The sequence below is a fragment of the Lacticaseibacillus songhuajiangensis genome (assembly GCF_003946025.1).
Classification (GTDB): domain Bacteria; phylum Bacillota; class Bacilli; order Lactobacillales; family Lactobacillaceae; genus Lacticaseibacillus; species Lacticaseibacillus songhuajiangensis.
Genome location: NZ_RHNR01000005.1, coordinates 24,281 through 41,562, shown reverse-complemented (window position 1 = coordinate 41,562; position 17,282 = coordinate 24,281). Strand labels below are relative to the sequence as shown.

Annotated in this window: 17 protein-coding genes; 12 read left to right on the top strand and 5 right to left on the bottom strand. The window is 53.4% G+C overall.

All coding sequences use genetic code 11. The annotated features are described in order from the left end of the window. Positions 1-10 precede the first annotated feature (10 nt). From msrA to EKM97_RS02625, 4 genes are all read left to right on the top strand, one after another. A complete protein-coding gene (gene msrA / locus EKM97_RS02640; protein ID WP_125570729.1) occupies positions 11-535 on the top strand; it encodes a peptide-methionine (S)-S-oxide reductase MsrA in 525 nt (174 codons plus the stop codon). Continuing rightward, positions 528-764: a YozE family protein gene (locus EKM97_RS02635; protein ID WP_125570728.1), complete on the top strand. Its 237-nt coding sequence runs from the start codon at positions 528-530 to the stop codon at positions 762-764. Before msrA ends, EKM97_RS02635 begins: the two co-directional genes overlap by 8 nt. Further along, complete coding sequence (locus EKM97_RS02630) at positions 761-2,179, top strand: S41 family peptidase (protein WP_449814792.1); 1,419 nt, start codon at positions 761-763, stop codon at positions 2,177-2,179. The genes EKM97_RS02635 and EKM97_RS02630 overlap by 4 nt, the downstream gene beginning before the upstream one ends. A gap of 219 nt (positions 2,180-2,398) precedes the next feature. Beyond that, positions 2,399-3,220: an aldo/keto reductase gene (locus EKM97_RS02625; RefSeq protein WP_125570727.1), complete on the top strand. Its 822-nt coding sequence runs from the start codon at positions 2,399-2,401 to the stop codon at positions 3,218-3,220. An 82-nt stretch (positions 3,221-3,302) separates the two neighbouring features. On the opposite strand, the gene EKM97_RS02620 is transcribed toward EKM97_RS02625, so the two are convergent. Further along, a complete protein-coding gene (locus tag EKM97_RS02620; RefSeq protein WP_125570726.1) occupies positions 3,303-5,387 on the bottom strand; it encodes an isopeptide-forming domain-containing protein in 2,085 nt (694 codons plus the stop codon). A gap of 213 nt (positions 5,388-5,600) precedes the next feature. Further along, positions 5,601-6,416, bottom strand: coding sequence for an SLAP domain-containing protein (locus EKM97_RS02615; protein ID WP_125570725.1), 816 nt, complete (start codon positions 6,414-6,416; stop codon positions 5,601-5,603). Positions 6,417-6,891: 475 nt separating this feature from the next. Between EKM97_RS02615 and EKM97_RS02610 the strand changes: the two genes are divergently transcribed. The 4 genes from EKM97_RS02610 (at position 6,892) to EKM97_RS02595 (ending at position 10,798) form a co-directional block, all read left to right on the top strand. Beyond that, positions 6,892-7,365: a flavodoxin family protein gene (locus tag EKM97_RS02610; protein WP_125570724.1), complete on the top strand. Its 474-nt coding sequence runs from the start codon at positions 6,892-6,894 to the stop codon at positions 7,363-7,365. A gap of 30 nt (positions 7,366-7,395) precedes the next feature. Beyond that, entirely contained in the window at positions 7,396-8,433 is a 1,038-nt protein-coding gene (locus EKM97_RS02605) for a zinc-dependent alcohol dehydrogenase family protein (RefSeq protein ID WP_125570723.1), read from the top strand. A 17-nt stretch (positions 8,434-8,450) separates the two neighbouring features. After that, positions 8,451-9,314: an aldo/keto reductase gene (locus EKM97_RS02600; protein ID WP_125570722.1), complete on the top strand. Its 864-nt coding sequence runs from the start codon at positions 8,451-8,453 to the stop codon at positions 9,312-9,314. Between the two features lie 296 nt (positions 9,315-9,610). Next, positions 9,611-10,798, top strand: a complete 1,188-nt coding sequence (locus tag EKM97_RS02595; protein WP_125570721.1) for a multidrug effflux MFS transporter — start codon at positions 9,611-9,613, stop codon at positions 10,796-10,798. A gap of 84 nt (positions 10,799-10,882) precedes the next feature. On the opposite strand, the gene EKM97_RS02590 is transcribed toward EKM97_RS02595, so the two are convergent. Beyond that, positions 10,883-11,320: a MerR family transcriptional regulator gene (locus EKM97_RS02590; protein WP_125570720.1), complete on the bottom strand. Its 438-nt coding sequence runs from the start codon at positions 11,318-11,320 to the stop codon at positions 10,883-10,885. Between the two features lie 203 nt (positions 11,321-11,523). Between EKM97_RS02590 and EKM97_RS02585 the strand changes: the two genes are divergently transcribed. From EKM97_RS02585 to EKM97_RS02575, 3 genes are all read left to right on the top strand, one after another. After that, positions 11,524-12,390 carry a DUF3737 family protein gene (locus EKM97_RS02585; protein WP_125570719.1) on the top strand — a complete coding sequence of 289 codons (867 nt, stop codon included), beginning with the start codon at positions 11,524-11,526 and terminating at the stop codon, positions 12,388-12,390. Then, positions 12,390-13,553 (top strand): MalY/PatB family protein, encoded by a 1,164-nt coding sequence (locus tag EKM97_RS02580; protein WP_125570718.1) that lies wholly within the window; start codon positions 12,390-12,392, stop codon positions 13,551-13,553. Before EKM97_RS02585 ends, EKM97_RS02580 begins: the two co-directional genes overlap by 1 nt. Positions 13,554-13,638: 85 nt before the next feature. Then, the gene (locus EKM97_RS02575; protein ID WP_125570717.1) at positions 13,639-14,268 is read left to right on the top strand and encodes an SDR family oxidoreductase; all 630 of its coding nucleotides are present in this window, start codon (positions 13,639-13,641) and stop codon (positions 14,266-14,268) included. Positions 14,269-14,336: 68 nt separating this feature from the next. Here EKM97_RS02575 and EKM97_RS02570 read toward each other — a convergent pair whose 3' ends face one another. Together EKM97_RS02570 and EKM97_RS02565 are read right to left on the bottom strand one after the other, a co-directional pair. Then, positions 14,337-15,680 (bottom strand): IS3 family transposase, encoded by a 1,344-nt coding sequence (locus EKM97_RS02570; RefSeq protein ID WP_125570716.1) that lies wholly within the window; start codon positions 15,678-15,680, stop codon positions 14,337-14,339. 201 nt (positions 15,681-15,881) lie between these two features. Continuing rightward, positions 15,882-16,601, bottom strand: coding sequence for a hypothetical protein (locus tag EKM97_RS02565; RefSeq protein ID WP_125570715.1), 720 nt, complete (start codon positions 16,599-16,601; stop codon positions 15,882-15,884). An 89-nt stretch (positions 16,602-16,690) separates the two neighbouring features. Between EKM97_RS02565 and EKM97_RS02560 the strand changes: the two genes are divergently transcribed. Continuing rightward, positions 16,691-17,233, top strand: coding sequence for a TetR/AcrR family transcriptional regulator (locus EKM97_RS02560; RefSeq protein WP_125570714.1), 543 nt, complete (start codon positions 16,691-16,693; stop codon positions 17,231-17,233). The last annotated feature ends 49 nt before the right edge of the window (positions 17,234-17,282 follow it).

Genomic DNA, 17,282 nt, shown 5'->3' with positions numbered 1-17,282 from the left:
GGTAAAGAGTATGCAAGAAACAGCAATTTTCGCCGGCGGGTGCTTTTGGTGCATGGTGGAACCATTTGAAACCATGCCCGGCATCCTGAACGTGTTGTCCGGATACACCGGCGGCCACGTGCCCAACCCGACTTACGAGCAGGTCTGCTCGCACACCACTGGCCACACCGAGGCCGTCCAGGTCACCTTTGACCCAGAAGTGATTACTTACAAGCAGCTCCTGCAGATTTACTGGCAACAGACAGACCCGACCGACGCCATGGGTCAGTTCCAGGACCGCGGCGACAACTACCGGCCAGTCATCTTCGTGAACTCAGATGAGCAGCGCCAGCTCGCGCAGCAGTCTCGCGACGAACTCGCCGCTTCTGGTGTGTTCGATGCCCCGATTGTGACCAAAATTGAGGACGCCAAGCCCTTCTACCCGGCCGAGGAATACCACCAGCAGTTCTACGAAAAGAACCCGCGCCGCTACGCGCAGGAACACGAACAGCGTAGTGCGTTTAACGCCGAACATTGGGGTAAAGGCGATGAGTGATTCTTTTTACCGCTTCCTGATGACGCAGCGGAATCCCAATGATCACGGGGAAGTTGCGACTTTTGCGCAGAATGCCTTCCTGGATCACAGTTTTCCGAAGCAAAGCACGGATTATCACGAATTGGCAGATTACCTGGAATTAAACGGCAGCTACCTGCCCAACATGGATGTTTTTGACGAGGCGTTCCGCCTGTATCAGGAACAAGGAACGGGGGAAAGCCAGTTTTGAAGAATAAGAAACGCATGCCCTTATGGGGCGCGATAACGGGGATGATTGTTGCCCTGGGGGTCGGCGCGCTTGGCGGTTACTTCGCGCCGCACGCTACCCAGACGGTCACCACCAGTGTGCCGAGTGCCTTTGATAAGGTGCTCAAAACCTACGCCACAATTGAGGGCAGCTATTACAAGCAGGTCAGTGAGAAGAAACTGGCTGATGGTGCCATCAGCGGCATGGTCAAGACGCTGGGCGACCCGTTCAGTAACTACTTGCAGAATTCCGACGCGACGAGCCTTGATACGCAGATTTCCGGCTCCTTTGGCGGTATCGGTGCCACCATGGCGCAGACGAGTGACGGCGTGTACGTCGACTCGCTCACCAATGGCGGGGCCGCGCAGAAGGCCGGTATCAAACCAAACGACAAAATTGTCAGCGTCGACGGTAAGTCGATGGCCAAAAAGGACATCAACGCCGTCGTTTCTAAGGTGCGCGGCAAGATTGGCACCAAGGTCAAGCTGGTTGTGAGCCGCGGCAGTAAGCAGCTCACCTTCACCATGACGCGCGCCAAGGTCAGTGTGCCGAGTGTGACGACTAGTCTTGATAAGACCGACAAGAGCATCGGGATTATCACCTTCAGTACCTTCACCGAGACTTCTGGGAAGCAGGTGAAGAACGCGGTCAAGAAGCTGCGCAAGCAGGGGGCCAAGAAGTTCGTCCTCGACCTGCGTGGTAATCCTGGTGGTGTCCTTCAAGAGGCACTGAAGATTGATTCGATGTGGCTGAAGAATGGTAAAACCATTCTCAAGGTTAAGTCGCGGACCGGTAAGGCCGAAGTTTACAAGGCCGGTAAGGAATACGACAAGGGCTTTAAGGTTACCGAACCAACGGTCGTGCTGATTGACGGTAACTCGGCTTCCGCTAGTGAAATCACCGCCGCAGCGCTCAACCAGAGTGCCGGCATCCCGCTGATTGGGACCACCAGTTACGGGAAGGGCACGGTGCAGACCGTTGCGCAGATGGGGAAGAACGCCGAACTGAAGCTGACCATTGCCAAGTGGCTCACGCCAGATGGTTCGTGGATCAACCACAAGGGGATTAAGCCAACCATTAAGGCGGATTACCCGAGTTACGCTTACCTGAGCACCTTCACCGGCACCTCCGTGAAGCCAGAAGCCGTGAGCGCCGACGTCAAGACCTTGCAAAAGACCTTGACCGCACTCGGCTACGCCACTGGTTCCACCAACGGTTACTATGGTGCTAGCACCAAGGCCGCCGTTGCCAAGTTCCAGAGTGCTAACGGGCTGACTGCAAGCGGCACGGCTGATGCCAAGACGCTGGCGAAGATTGAAACTCAGCTTGGTAAGAAGATTAGCGAGAATGATAATGCAATGAAGGCTGCGGTCAAGAAGCTGCAGGCGGAGAAGTAATTTGTGGTTCTCGTGCCTAAATTGAAAAGTTCCTGCTTCCGGCGCAGCGTCAGCGTGCCGAGAGCAGGAACTTTTTGTATCGCGTCGGGTTTGATGGTGCAACTGCGCCGAAATCCGGACAGACCGCGCACATTGACCACCAATACTTCACGGATTGTTCTGGTTACTTTCGATAAGTCACTTTATACTGAAGGCATCAAGAAAACGGAGGCACTCACTATGGAATATGTGACTTTCAACAATGGCGTGCAGATGCCGGTCCTGGGTTACGGGACTTACCAGACGCCACCGGCCATCACGGCGGTGAACGTGAAGAAGGCGCTGGATGCGGGTTTCCGCAGCATTGATACTGCACAGGCTTACGGCAACGAAGCTGGCGTTGGTCAGGCGATTAAAGACGCCGGTATTGCGCGTGACCAATTGTTCATCACTTCGAAGGCGAATACGGACGGTTACGAGGAAACCAAGCAGGGCATCGATGCTTCGCTGCGGCGCTTTGGTGGCGATTACTTTGACCTGATGATTCTGCACTGGCCAATGCCGCAGAGTCACGAGAGCTACCGGGCCTTGGAAGATGCACATCAGGCGGGCAAAATTCGGGCAATCGGTGTGTCCAACTTCAATGCCAAACAACTCGATAGCCTCATGGCCGACAGCACGGTCAAGCCGGTGATTGATCAGATTGAGACGCACTTGTACTGGCAACAGCAACGCATGCACGCCTACTTAACACAGCACGACATCATCCATGAATCCTGGGCACCGCTAGCGGAGACCAAGGGCCGCGAACTAATGAACCTGCCCGAGATTCAGGCATTGGCTGCGAAGTATGGCGTGTCTGGTGCCCAGATTCTGATTCGTTTCCTGACCCAGCAGCAGATTGTAACCATCCCGATGTCACTGAACGCAACGCACATCGCCAGCAACTTCGACACCTTCGGCTTCAAGCTGACCGATGATGAAATGGCGGATTTGCGCCAATTCGACCAGCACCACGGCATTAATGGGTGGCCGGCGACGATGCACGAAGACCGGTACTAAACAATAAGGTTCGCATCTCGGAAGAGGGTGCGAACCTTATTTCGTATGAACTGCTATGGATGAATTTATTGCTGGATTGGTGCTATGTAGAAACTTCAAAAATTGTTGCGTTGTCCCAAGTGCCTGCCTTCTGGAAGTTCTCATCATTGGTCGCTTGCGGCTTTAACTTGTTGAAGCTGAAATCGCCGGTTTCCTTGCTGTCGTAGTCATAGTGGTAAACCGTGCCTTCGAAACGCAGAATCTTGGTGCGCGCGTTGTTGGAAGGCGGGGTGAAGGTTTGGCCGTAGATGATCTGGTCGGATTCGGCCTTGTTATCGATGTAGTAGTAGCCGCTCTTGGTGGGGTCATTGCTGAAGCCAACGTCGCTACTATTCTGCTTGGCATCTTCGTTGTTCTTGGCCTGCGGGAGCTTGTCGGCTTTGACGTGGATGACAATTTTGTAGTTGTTCTCGCTGGAGTGGGCGAAGCCGCGCCAGTCCTTGGTCGAAACAGTCACTTTATTGCCAGACACCGTTGCCTTGACCGGGGTGTAGTTCTTATCCAGCATCTCGTTGCCGTTGTCGGGGCCGCTCCACTGGTAGATGCCTTCGACGTCGACACCCGTGATGGAGAGATCCTTCGGCACCTGGTCGGAGATGGTGAAGTTATCTTTCTTGTACATCGATTCCCCGTTGTCGAAGACCCATTCACGCTTCGGCACCTTACCGGAGATGGTGTAGTCAAAAGTTTCGCCTTGTTTATGCAGGGTGGCTTTGGAGACTTCCTTCTTCGGGGTGTCTTCGTGTGGAGGCGGGGTCTTATCTTTGTGGCGGTATACACCGCCGCTGAAGTGGGCCCACATGAAGCCCCATGGGTTACCAACGGTAAAGGATTGTAAGTCGGCGGTCGGGCTCATCTTGAAACCGACGGACATAGCCGCATCGGAATCAACCGTGTCGGAGCCGTTAGCGCCTTGGGCCCCGAAGATGCTGTTAGCCGCAGTGAATTCTGTTGGGTTTGGCGAGTAGCCATCGTCATTGGTGACGGAAGTAAATTTGCCAGATGATTGCGCACGCGTTTTGGCATTTTTGTTACCGGTGTTGAATGCGGGCGTATATTGTTTAATCAGGGAATCTTTTGTGACATATCCTTCCTGACTGTTTACATATTTTGCCCATTCACCAGAAACTGTATCCAGGTCACCTGCTAGGTAATCGGCTAAGTTACTGCCCGGATTATCGACGATACCAGAGTCACCAACTTGAGTCTGACGATAGATGTCCTTATCTACCCCTGCGGATGCGGATCCATTGCCGTAGTTAGCAGTGAGTTTCTGGGTGGTGTTCTTGTGCGTTTTGCCATCGTCAAGACCGCTGGCCTTCATCCCGTGATAGGTGACCGTGTATTTGACGTTCACGTTCTTGGTATAGTGAACGGTACGGTACGTGTAGTAACCAGAGACATAGTTGCCGTAACTGTTAGTGTAGCCTGAGTGCCAAGTAGATTCTTGCTCAGTGTAGGGCACGGTAATGGTCTTGGTTTTTTGCACGGTACCTTTACCAACCCACCAGGACATCTGCTGGTTTTCAGTGCCACCGCCCAATGCGTAAGGGTTTAAGGAGCGAACGGTCATGTAGGCTGGATGAGCGGCGTCGTTTAGATGCACAATTTCCGAAGTATTGTGCCGGTAGTAGGTGTATGAGACAGTTGCCTCCTGCACACCGAACAAGTAGAACCCGTTCTGCATGTTCTCATAGATACCAATGGCTGTTGGCGTTGTCCCGTGAGTTTCTTTCTGCCTTGGGCTTGGCCAAGCATAGCGACTTTCGGTCTTTATTCCTGAAAATTGGATTTTGACGTCGAGCACTTGGTCTTCATATGTGGCTGCTGAGTCGAACACGACTGATGGCGATGAGCCATTACTTACAGGAATAACCCATTGTCGATTTGTACCGGTATGTTGGGTTGAAGCAATACCGGTGTCAGTACGAATACCACCACTAGATGCGCTATCAATCTTAGTGGTTTTGTTGAGACCTAGTGCCCCGACGGGCAGTGAATCGCTGACTGTGTTGACAGACGCGTGGGGGCTTGCATGCGGCGCGATGGCAGTACTTAGAGTCAGTGCTGCAGCAACGCCGAGAATACAACCCGCGGTCTTAATGTTTTTAGTTAATGGAATCGACATGTCATTTCACGTCCTTATCTACGGGTGTTATCGATGGCGTAAACGCCATACTTGACTTCATCCTAGCACGACCTAATGAAAAAGCGCGAGCATCTAGAAATGATCATGACAGGATTGTCGGTAAATAAAAAAATAACCGTCCTTATCAACTGCATGACCCTGAGGGGGGTCGTGGTTAATAAGAACAGTTAAAGAGATGAATTACTTAAGCAATTACTTTACAGTAACGTATGCCGCGTCGATGTACTGGTCGCCGCCGAGGTTGTAGTAAGTGGAGCCGTTGATGACAGCCTTACCGAAGACCTTCCAGTTGGTCTGGCCTGGGAGCTTCTTGGCACTGCCGTTGGCGTTCTTAACGAAGCCGTGCGTTGCGGTCCAAATCTGAATGCCGTAGTGCTTGTTGTAGTTAACATGCGCTGTGCCGGTACGGCGGAAGCTAGCGTCCTTAGAAGACAGGTACTGGTTAGTGCCGACCTGGTAGTAGTCAACGCCGTTTAGAGATACCAGTGCGGTAATCTTCCAGGCGGTGTTCTTCTTTAGTGTCTTGCTCGTTTTCGCCAGATTAGCACCGTTGATGCTGTAAAGACTAGCAGCACGCTTAGTAACAGCAACACCCTTATAGGAGAGGCGAAAGTTGCTCTTCTTTGCGGTCGTGGTTGCCTTCTTAGTGGTAGAAGTAGTGGTCTTCTTCGTCGTGCTTGGCTTAGACGTTGTCGTCTTGCTAGAGGAGCTGGTCTTGGAAGAAGAGCTGGAAGACGTGGTGGATTTCTTCGTGGAACTGGAAGTAGATGAGGATGTATTGCTGCTTGTCATGGAACCAGTCCACTTTTCACCGGCAATCTTAGCTGCTTCTTTGTTATTGGCATCAACTTGTGCCTGGTCCTTTGCTGCTTGTTCGGCATTAGCCTTGGCATCCGTTGCTGTAATTACTGCCGCGTGTGCGACCACCGTGCTAGCAACTGGCGTAAAGGCTGGTGCGGCCATGCTGAGTGCCGCCACGGCGGCCATGAGCTTTGTTGAAATCTTCATTGTTTTAGTTCTCCTTTATTCTGTGTTTATGTCGTTTCGAATTAGTCTTGCTCTGATAATTGAGTGCGGCCGGCCAAGGCGCGCGCTGTCATATCGGTATTATTGCGTGGATCTATCACATAATTATTTTAGGCGGCGGGGCGGGATTAAGAGTTGGTGTGTGGACCCACATGCACCAAGACTCTCCTAAACACCATCATCCAGAATAATTTTGTGCCAGCTTCGCGCAACGTCAACAACCGTAATCAAGAATAGCGAAATCACCAATTGATACAATCGCAAATCGTTGTGGATTCGCAAAACATTTCGTTCGCAGTAATTAATTTGCCGATTTTTTACGTATATGAAACATGCCGGGCGTAACTTCGGCAATTATTGCGTCAAAAAGCCGCGTAATTTTCGCAAATAGCCCTTGCCTTAAAGTGGGCTTAAAGGTCTACACTAAGTCCGTAAGTCAAAAGGAGGTCGCAATTACATGACCAAAAAGATTCTCATCGCTTATTATTCCTGGTCCGGCATCACAGCGCGTCTAGCCAAGAAGTTGCAAGCGGCGCTCGGCGCGGATGTCTACAACATGAGCATCCCCACCGATACCTTCTCCGCCGACATGTACGAGACGTCGGCCATCGCCCAGAAGCAGCTGGCCAGTGGCAACTTGCCGCGTCTGACCGTCGTCGTTCCTGACCTCAGTCAGTACGACCTGGTGCTGGTTGGCGGACCGGTGTGGTCCGGCGCACCGGCAACACCCGTGCGTAGTTTTCTCAAGGAAATCGCGGGCAGCAGCGTACCGCTCGCGCCGTTCTATACCCACACCGGGAGCGCGGACGATTACGAGCAGGAATTCGCCGCATTGGCTGGTCAGCACCAGATCTTCAAGGGCATGGGTGTGGTTGGCGCGCACATCGCTGATGCCGACATCCAGATTGCGTCCTGGTTAGAACAGTTTTAGTCACCTAGTCATTCAAGAAAGAGGTACATCATGAAAGCAACAGTATTCGTTGAAAAGGGCAAAGTTGAAGTCCGCGAAATGCCCAAGCCAGAACTCGAGCAGCCAACCGACGCGATTATTCGCATCGTGCGCGCCTGCGTGTGCGGCTCCGACCTATGGTGGTTCCGCGGGATTAGCGAGCGCCAGCCGGGTATGACCACCGGCCACGAAGCCATTGGGGTTGTTGAAACTGTTGGGAGTGCAGTGAGTCACGTGCAGGCGGGCGATTTCGTCGTTCTGCCATTCACCCATGGTTGCGGTCACTGTGCCGCTTGCCGTGCCGGCTACGAAGGAAACTGCACCAGCGACACCCGCGGCGGTAGTACTGGTTTCCAGGCGGAGTACGTGCGTTACGCCAACGCCGACTGGTCACTGGTTAAGATTCCGGGTCAGCCTGAAGATTACAGCGATGAGCAGCTGGATGACTTGCTGGCACTGTCTGACGTCATGGCCACTAGTTACCACGCCGCCTTCAGTGCGGAAGTGAAGCCGGGTGACACCGTGGTGGTGATGGGTGACGGGGCCGTTGGTCTGTGCGGCGTGCTCTCGGCACACCTGATGGGTGCCAAGCGCATCATCGCCATGAGTCGCCATGCAGACCGCCAGCAAGTTGCCCTGAAGTTTGGCGCAACCGACATTGTGCCGGAACGTGGTGATGAGGCTGTGGCCAAGGTCATGGCGCTGACGGACAACGCGGGCGCCGATGCCGTGCTCGAATGTGTCGGCATGGAACAGTCCGTGGACACGGCCGTGAAGGTGGCGCGTCCTGGCGCCGTCGTCGGCCGCGTGGGCATTCCGCAGAACCCGATGATGAACACGAACGACCTGTTCTGGCAGAACGTGGGTCTACGTGGCGGGATTGCCTCCGTTACGACTTTTGACCGCAGTGTGCTGCTGGATGCCGTGCTCAAGGGTGACATTCACCCCGGGCAGGTATTCACCAAGCGCTTTGCGCTGGATGATGTACAGGCCGCGTATGAGGCCATGGACAAGCGTGAGGCAATCAAGTCACTACTAGTAATTGCATAATAATAGGGAGGAGAAACATGAGCAAGATTCCCACGTTCAATTTGAACGACGGTAACCAGATTCCGGCGTTTGGTTTCGGCACTTTCAAGATTCCTGCGGACGGTTCCACCAAGGCCGCTGTTGCCACTGCACTGCGCCTTGGCTACCGCCACATTGATACCGCGGCGGCGTACTTCAACGAGCAAGAAGTCGGTCAGGCCATCGCAGAATCGGGCATCCCCCGCGACCAGATCTGGGTCACCAGCAAGCTCTGGCTTCAAGATTATGGATTCGCCGCTGCGACGACTGGCATTGAAACCTCACTCCGCAAGATCGGTGTCGATGACATCGACCTGTACCTTCTGCATCAGCCATATGGTGACGTGCCTGGTGCCTGGCAAGCACTGGAAGCAGCGCAAAAGGCGGGCAAAATTCGCTCAATCGGTATTTCTAACGTGACGCCCAAGCTGTGGCAGAAATTTGTGCCAGATTTTGCAGTTAAACCGGCCGTTAACCAGTCCGAGTTCAATCCCTACTTCCAGCAAAAGCCCCTGCGCGCACTCATGGCGGCTACAAGCACGGTACTGGAGGCCTGGGCACCTCTCGGTCAGGGTGATCCGGAATTATTCCAGGAACCCGCCATTACTAAGTTGGCGGCCAAGTACGGTAAGGACGCCGGCCAGATTATTTTGCGCTTCGAGTATCAGTCCGGTGTCGTAGTATTTCCGAAGTCTGTACATTCAGCGCGGATTGCTTCTAACCAAGACATTTTTGATTTTGCCTTGACCGATGCTGAAATGGCTTCAATTGTGGCGCTGGATCGCGGCCATGGTCGTCATGACCCTGACGCACCTGGTGTTGCGGAACGCTTGCTGAATGCGTTTGACGTACACGCTAACTAAGCACATTCACGCGCGAATATCGATTATCGGTAGCGTGAATTCTTACTGATTGCTAGTGTGAGCCTTAACCTAATGCCCCGGCGATTCATAATGAATCGCCGGGGCATTTTTCGTCAGTATGCGCGCTTACCGCGGTCTATTTGCCTGAGCGTGCCGCTTCATGTAGACTGAAACAAGCTTTTTAAACAGAAAGGGGTTGAGACGAGCAATGTCGACCTATGTGCAATTCATTGTTTGTGCAACCGTAAACGATGAGGGACGTTCTTCCGCAGATTAATTACTCAAGGAGAAATCTCGTGAAAAACGTCCGTAAACAAGTACCATCCGTTTTAATAATTATTGTCCTCGTGGGCTTCCCGCAGTTGAGCGAATCCATCTTCACGCCGGTGCTCCCGGCGCTCAGCCGTGCATTGCGCGTCAGCGCGCAAAGTAGTCAGCTGACGATGAGCACTTACTTCATCGGGTTTGCCGTCGGCGTGCTCTTTTGGGGCCGTCTATCTGATCAGATTGGGCGGCGGCCAGCCTTCCTATGGGGCCTAGCAATCTACTTACTCGGTAACCTTGGGCTACTACTTGCGCCGCACTTTGGCCTGCTGCTTGCCGCCCGCATTTTGCAGGCGTTTGGGGCCGCGACTGGCTCCGTCCTTACCCAAACCATTATGCGCGAATCGTTCAGCGGTGTGCGCGGTGAGCAGGTCTTCGCCCAGGTCAGTGCCGCGCTCGCACTGTCACCCGCACTGGGACCGCTGCTCGGCGGGGCATTGCTCGCCGGTAGCGGCCGCTATCAGAGTGTGTTCGGCGCGCTGGTCATCATGGCCGTGCTGCTGTGGCTATACGTGCTGCGTTGTTTGCCGGAAACGCGGCAACTGCCAGTCGCCACGAGTAATCCGATCGCGACCGGTGCGGTGATGCGGCGCATGCTGCGTAGTCCGCGGGTGTGGGTATACTGCCTTCTCATCAGTGGCATTAACGGCATTCTCTTCAGCTACTACGCGGAGGCGCCGTTCATCTTTGAAAGCCATTTCCACTTCAGCAGCTTGCAATATGGCTACTTAGGACTCGTCATCGCGGGTGCCACTATTAGTGGCGCTGTTGCGGCGAACTTCCTGGCGCGCATGCTACGGCCGGAGCGTATTATTGATCTTGGCCTGACACTCGCGTTGAGTGGGGCGGTGGGGATGTGGTTGGGGGCACGTTTGTTGCCAGTACTACTCATGGCCATCTTCCTGGTGTTTGCCGGCATTAACACCGCGCTGCCGATTGTGCTCAACCGGGCACTCATTGGCTTTGCGGATGTCATCGGTACGGCCAGCGGCCTGCTGAGCTTCGTGTACTACCTGCTCATTAGCGCGCTGACTTACTTGATGAGCGTCTTGCACAATGGCAGTGTGCTGGCTTTACCGCGCTATGTACTCGGGGTAACGGCGGTGATGCTGCTGCTGGCTTGCTGGCTACACACGCGACTGCGACATGTGCAGGAATAATTTACCTGAACTGAATCAGTCATATTAAAATAGGCGCAGCGCCGTGTCCCTGCTGGGGATGCGGCGTTGCGCCTATTTGCTGCTTTACTTACTGCCAGAACCGCTAGTTTGTAATGTCTGCGCTTCTTGCACGTTCGACGGCACGAAACTGTCGGGCTTGTGGTTGATCAGCACGTCGGCATAATGGGCAACCTTGACGTTGATGGTTGCCAGGTGGCGGTTGAGCTCGGCGATTTCGTCGAGGGTGCGCTTTTGCTGTTCGAGCATAATCTGGTAGCGCTCAGGGACGGTGTCGCTACCTTCCTGTACGAGGTCGAAGTAGTGCTTGATATTGTCCAGCGGCATCCCCGTTTGCCGCAAACAGGTAATCAGGTGCAACCACTCGAGGTCGACGTCATCGAAGATGCGGTTGTTGTTTTCGTCGCGTTTCACGAAGGGCAACAGGCCGTGATCGTGGTAGAAACGGACGGTGTAGGCGGTCAGGCCCATCTTCTTGGCAACTTGTTGAACGGTGTAAGTCATGCGGTTCTCCCTTCGATTAACTAGAATGTTGTGCCTATTATAGCGCAAGTGCGACTTGCCGCAAGTTCGGTGCACACTACATGCAAAATTTTTACGGACAAATTGGCCAAGACGCTTGCCTTACAGTAGCTCTAAGGGTCTAGGATAAGCATTGTGGGTTTTTTCGCACGACCCGATACTTAAATAAGGTAGATGGAATAATCATGAGCACATACAAGAATCAGTATTTTGAAGGCGAACGGTCATTGTTTGGTGAACACGACGCCGAAATTAGCGGCACGACTTTTGGACAGGGGGAATCCCCACTCAAGGAGAGCCGTAACATTACGCTCCAAGATAGTGTCTTCAAGTGGAAGTACCCGCTGTGGTACAGTCAGCACGTGCGCGCCGACAACACGACGTTCGAGACGATGTCACGGTCGGGGATTTGGTACACCAAGGACATCACGGTGACGAACAGTTCGCTGCAGGCGCCCAAACTCTTCCGGCGCAGTAGTCAGATTAAGCTCGACCACGTGCATTTTGCCGACGCCGAGGAGACACTTTGGACTTGTCAGGACGTGCGCCTCACCAACGTGCAGGTGAACGGCAACTACTTCGGCAAGGACAGTCAGCAGGTTTACCTTGACCATGTCGACATTGTGGGTAATTATTGCTTCGACGGGGCGCGGGACGTGGAGGTCCACAATTCGCGCTTCATCTCGAAAGATGCGTTCTGGAACTGCGAGAACGTCACGATTTACGATTCCACAATTGATGGCGAGTACCTGGCGTGGAACACCAAGAACCTGACGCTCGTGAACTGCACCATCGAAAGTGACCAGGGGCTGTGCTACATCGACGGGCTCAAAATGATCAACTGCCGCCTCTTGCGGACCGACCTAGCGTTTGAATATTGCAGCCAGATTGATGCGGAGATTACGACCGATATCGACAGCGTGAAGAACCCGATTAGCGGCATCATTCGCGCCCACGGCATTGGTGAACTGATTATGGACGCATCCGTGATTGACCCGCAAAAGACGCAGATTATTACGGAGACACACAAAGCAAAAGGAGCGACGGCTTAATGTATGATTTTGAACACGCACCGCAGCGGCTGCACACCGACTCGGTGAAGTGGGATGTCAAGGAAGGCGAACTACCAATGTGGATCGCCGACATGGATTTTGCGACCGCACCAGAGATTGTGGCGGCGATGCAAAAGAAGCTCGAACTCGGTGCTTTCGGGTACGAAGAGCCGCACGCCGCGTACTTCAACGCGGTAGCGGACTGGTACGCTGCGGAGCACAATGCGCGGCCGCAGACTGACTGGATGATTTTTGCCACCGGCGTCATTCCGGCGCTTTCCGCCATCGTGCGGCGGCTAAGTGGAATCGGTGACAACGTGCTGGTGCAGGCGCCCGTCTACAACATGTTCTACCACTCGATTGAAAACAACGGGCGGCACACCTTATCCAGCGACTTGCTTTACGCGGACGGTGAGTATCACATTGACTTCACCGATCTAGAGGCCAAGCTCGCCGATCCGCTGACCACGATGATGATTCTGTGCAACCCGCACAACCCGGTCGGCAAAATTTGGACGCTCGGTGAACTGACGGCGATTGCCCAGTTGTGCCACCAGTACCACGTGGTGCTCGTTTCCGACGAGATTCATGGTGATCTGGTACGCGGCGACCGCGATTACGTGCCGGCATTCTCACTGCCGGAACCACTCAACCGCGGGGTCATCTCCCTGGTGTCGCCAAGTAAGACCTTCAACGTGGCAGCACTGCACGCGGCTACCGTCATCGTACCCGAAGCCAACTTGCGCGCGAGTGTGAACCGCGGGTTGAACATGGACGAGGTGGCCGAGCCGAACCTGCTCGCGCTGCCGGGCACCATCGCCGCTTACACGCAGGGGCACGAGTGGTTGCACGCCCTGCGCGCACAACTGCAGCAAAACTACCGGCAAGCAGCCGACTTCATTAGCCAAAAGGTGCCGGGAGTTAAGGTTGTGGCTAGTGACGCCACCTATCTGATGTGGCTGGATGTTAGCGCGATTACGGATGACGCGGACGCGCTGGTGGCGGCGCTGCGCAAGGAAACCGGTCTGATTCTCTCCTCCGGAGCGGAGTACCGCGGTAATGGTAACAGCTTCTTGCGCATGAATTTTGCCTGCCCGAGCGCGATGCTGGCGGATGGTTTGCAGCGGCTGCAGGCCGGCATCGCGGCCTACCAGCGTGCGTAAAGGACTTGCGGCGTGCCGAGTTCGCGCTGATGATGCAGGTAGTGAACGGAAACTGAACTGACAACAAAAGAAAGTGGTGCAGAACATGAAAGTACTAGTCATTGGGGCACACGGCCAAGTTGGCCAACAGCTCGTGCGCGACTTAAGCGCGCAAGGCGAAGAAGTGTATGCCGGCATTCGCAATATGGCGCAAACCAAGGATTTCGCGGACGATGTGCACGTGGTGGCACTGGACGTGACCGGACCCATCGCGGACATGACGCGCGCAATGAACGGTATGGATGCCGTGATTTTTGCCGCCGGCTCAGGTGGTAAGACCGGCGACGACATGACCTTGCGGGTGGACCTAGATGGGGCGATTAAGTCCATGCAGGCGGCGGACGAGGCCAAGATTGGCAAGTACGTGCTAATAAGTGCACTCTATGCTGACAAGCGCGAGCAGTGGCCGACGTCAATTCTGCCGTACTACGTTGCCAAGTACTACTCCGAAGAGTGGCTCAAGCGCGAAAGCGGACTGAACTACCTGATCATTCAGCCAAGCACACTCTTGAATGAACCGGCCCGCGGGACCATCGCGGTGAATAATGGCACTGCCGCCGCAATTACACGTGCGGACGTGGCCAAGGCAGTTGCTGTGGCGTTGCGTAAGGCACCAAAGTGGGGCGCCACTTACGAGATTGTCGGCGGCGACACACCAATTGCAGAAGCATTCTAAAAAAGCAGCAGTCAGATGCGCGTTAATGACGTTTACCCCTAAAGTTGGAACTGAATAGTTTTCTGTAATTAGGCAGTTAGTTGCCGCTCGAACTCGAGCGGTGATTGACCGCCTAATTTCATTTGAATTCGCGTTTCATTGTAGTACTTAATCCATACATCAACTGGCGTGGAGACTGCTTCATAATCCTCAAATTGTTTGAGTGGGCCAATCTCTGTTTTTAGCTTATCAAATACCGTTTCACATGCTGCGTTGTCCAAACATGTTGAGCGACGAGACATGCTCTGTCTGATGCGACCACGTTTGAGTAAGTCGCGCCATTTTTTGTGTTGATACTGCCATCCTTGATCCGTGTGCAGGGTAACCTGGTAACCGGTGGCGGGCATGTTTCTAATCAGTTCTATCAGGGGTGTTACCGCAAAATTTAAATTTGGGTGCGGACTCATTGCCCATGACACGATACGATTGCTCCATAAATCCTTGATGATTTCGACGTATACTTTGTCACCGTTCTTGGCCTTCATTTCGGTCACATCGGCCACGAGTTTCTGATATGGACGGTCTGCTACATTACGACGACGAAGCAGGTTTTTAGCCACCTTACCGCGAGGACCTTTCGAAGAATCGTATTTACGAGTGCGCCTTCTGTAAACCGAGCTGTTAAGGCCAAGTTCATGCATAATGCGCTGAATCTTCTTGTGATTGGGTTTCGTTAACCCCTGAGATTCATAGTGCCGCCGAACGGCAACTGTTACTCGTGGGACACCATAATTGCCATGGTGTTCTTCGAACACTTGCCTAATTAGCTGTTTGAGCTTGTGGTCAGGATCTGCATGGCGTAGCTTTTGGTGCCAGTATTGGAACACGGACATCGAAATTGGTAACGCAGCTATTAAATCAGTTAATCGGTATTTTGCCCTGAGTTCGATGATGACTTCACTGATTTCTTTCTTAGTTGCTGTCTCAAGGCATGCAATTTTTTTAAGGCGTCGACGCGTATCCGCAAGGATAAGTTCTCTTGTTCCAGGCGCTTGATCTTGTCCTGATCTGATTCTTTTGCGATGAGGTTTCACTCCCGGTCGCATCTCAAGTAATGGTTGCTTGCCATACAGATTGTATATACGTTCCCAGCGAACAATAGCTTCAACGGAAAGTACATCAAATTGCGCACAAGTTTCAACCATGGATGCGTGATTAGTCTGCTTCCACTGTACAAGAGAAACCCGAAGCTGACCAGTAATACTGGGCGGATTTAGTAGTCCATTCCTACCATGTTGTTCGTAAATCGCGACTAAAATATCGAAGAGTGTTCGAGCAATGCCATAACGGTTGGTTATAGCGAGCTTTGACTCAGAACCAAGGAGATAGTCTTCAACTACCTGAATTTTGGTCTCCATAGAAATTTTGGTCATAAAAATACCCCCAAAGTTGTTCCAACTTTGGGGGTAAACGTCATAAACGCGATAATTGACTGCTGCTTTTTGTTTGGGAAAAATTTTGAAAATAAACGAAATTGCGAATTCAGTCGCACCATTGTTTACATAAGATAAATTATTAGCACGTGCTGAATTTTGCGTGCATTTTGGTTCAACTGATCCAGTTCAGACACGCAATTAGTTTGCCGCTTTCGGCATTCTGAACGCCAGTACCAAGTAGCGAATGGCAAACAACACGCAGATGACGCCGAGAACGGAGAACCAGGCGTGATCCAGTGGTGCGACTAGAGTGGCGAAGAAACCGTAACCCTTCGGCAGGAAGGTGAAGATGGTGCCAAACAGGGTGTACCAGCCGAGCATGACTGTGCCGAAGCGGCGCGTGCCCATTTCCTGCATTTTGAACGAGGCCGCTAGTGCGAGGATGGCGTTGGTGGACATCATCAGAATCAGGCACATCTGGTCACCCAAACCAAGCCGAATCAGGAAGAAGAGGGCGAAGCCGAGCGCATACCCGACGATGCCGTAACGCCAAGCGGTGCTAACGCTGACCTGCGCGTGCAGATACTTGCCCCAGATGCGGTCGCGTTCGTACTTCACAGAGTAAAATAGCGAGAAGAGTTCGATGCCCACGAAGATGACGCAGCCGGCCCACAGGACTTCAAACAGCCAGAAGTGCACCACGTGGAACCACTGGTAGAACAGTAGCGAGAAGGTTAAGTCGTGGCCAAAGTACCAGGCGTGCATCCAGAAGTAGAACGGCGCCTCCTTACCCTTAACCTGCATCAACATGCTGGTGATGTACTGCGCGAACCCGAAGGCGTAAGTGAGTAGTGCCATCGTCACGGCCGCGGCGGGGTTGTGGTACACCACGTTCATGACGGAATTAATCGTATACATATCATGACCTCCAAATCATTGAATGTGTATAATATAAAGCAGTCATCACAATCGATTAACCACATCATGGTAGAAAGTGTGAATTAGTTATGAGGCAAGCAGATCCCCGTTTCATCCGCACACAACAGGCCTTGCGCGCGGCACTCTTCGTGCTCCTTAAAACGCAAGCGGTCGGCGACATCACGGTAACGGCACTGTGCAAGCAGGCACAGATCAATCGCCGCACCTTTTACCTGCACTACGATAATGTCTGGGCGTTATTCACAGAGTACGAGGCGGAGCTCGGCCGACAGTTGGGCCACGTCCTCGCCGGTGCGGCAGCATCCCCCGAAACGCTGGTCGGCACCTTCAATCGCATATTCGAGGCAAACCTCGCCGGCTTCACCTACATTTGTCGTTACCGCCGGCAGGATGTGCTACTGCTAGACATGGCCAAAATGCTGACGACGGCGCTACTGACACGCAGTCCGCAGCCGAGCGCCCGCCAGCAGATGCGGGCGCAATACGTGGCCAATGGTGTGATTGCGCTCTATGTGGAGTGGCTGAACACACCGCAAGCCCCGCCGTTTACGGAGCTAAGTGATGTGGTGCTCGAGATGGTGCGGCGTGATTGGGGGATGCTGAGCGCGTGAGGGCAAGCGCAGTTCTGTGGTAAAATAACAGCATTAGCTTAACGGAATG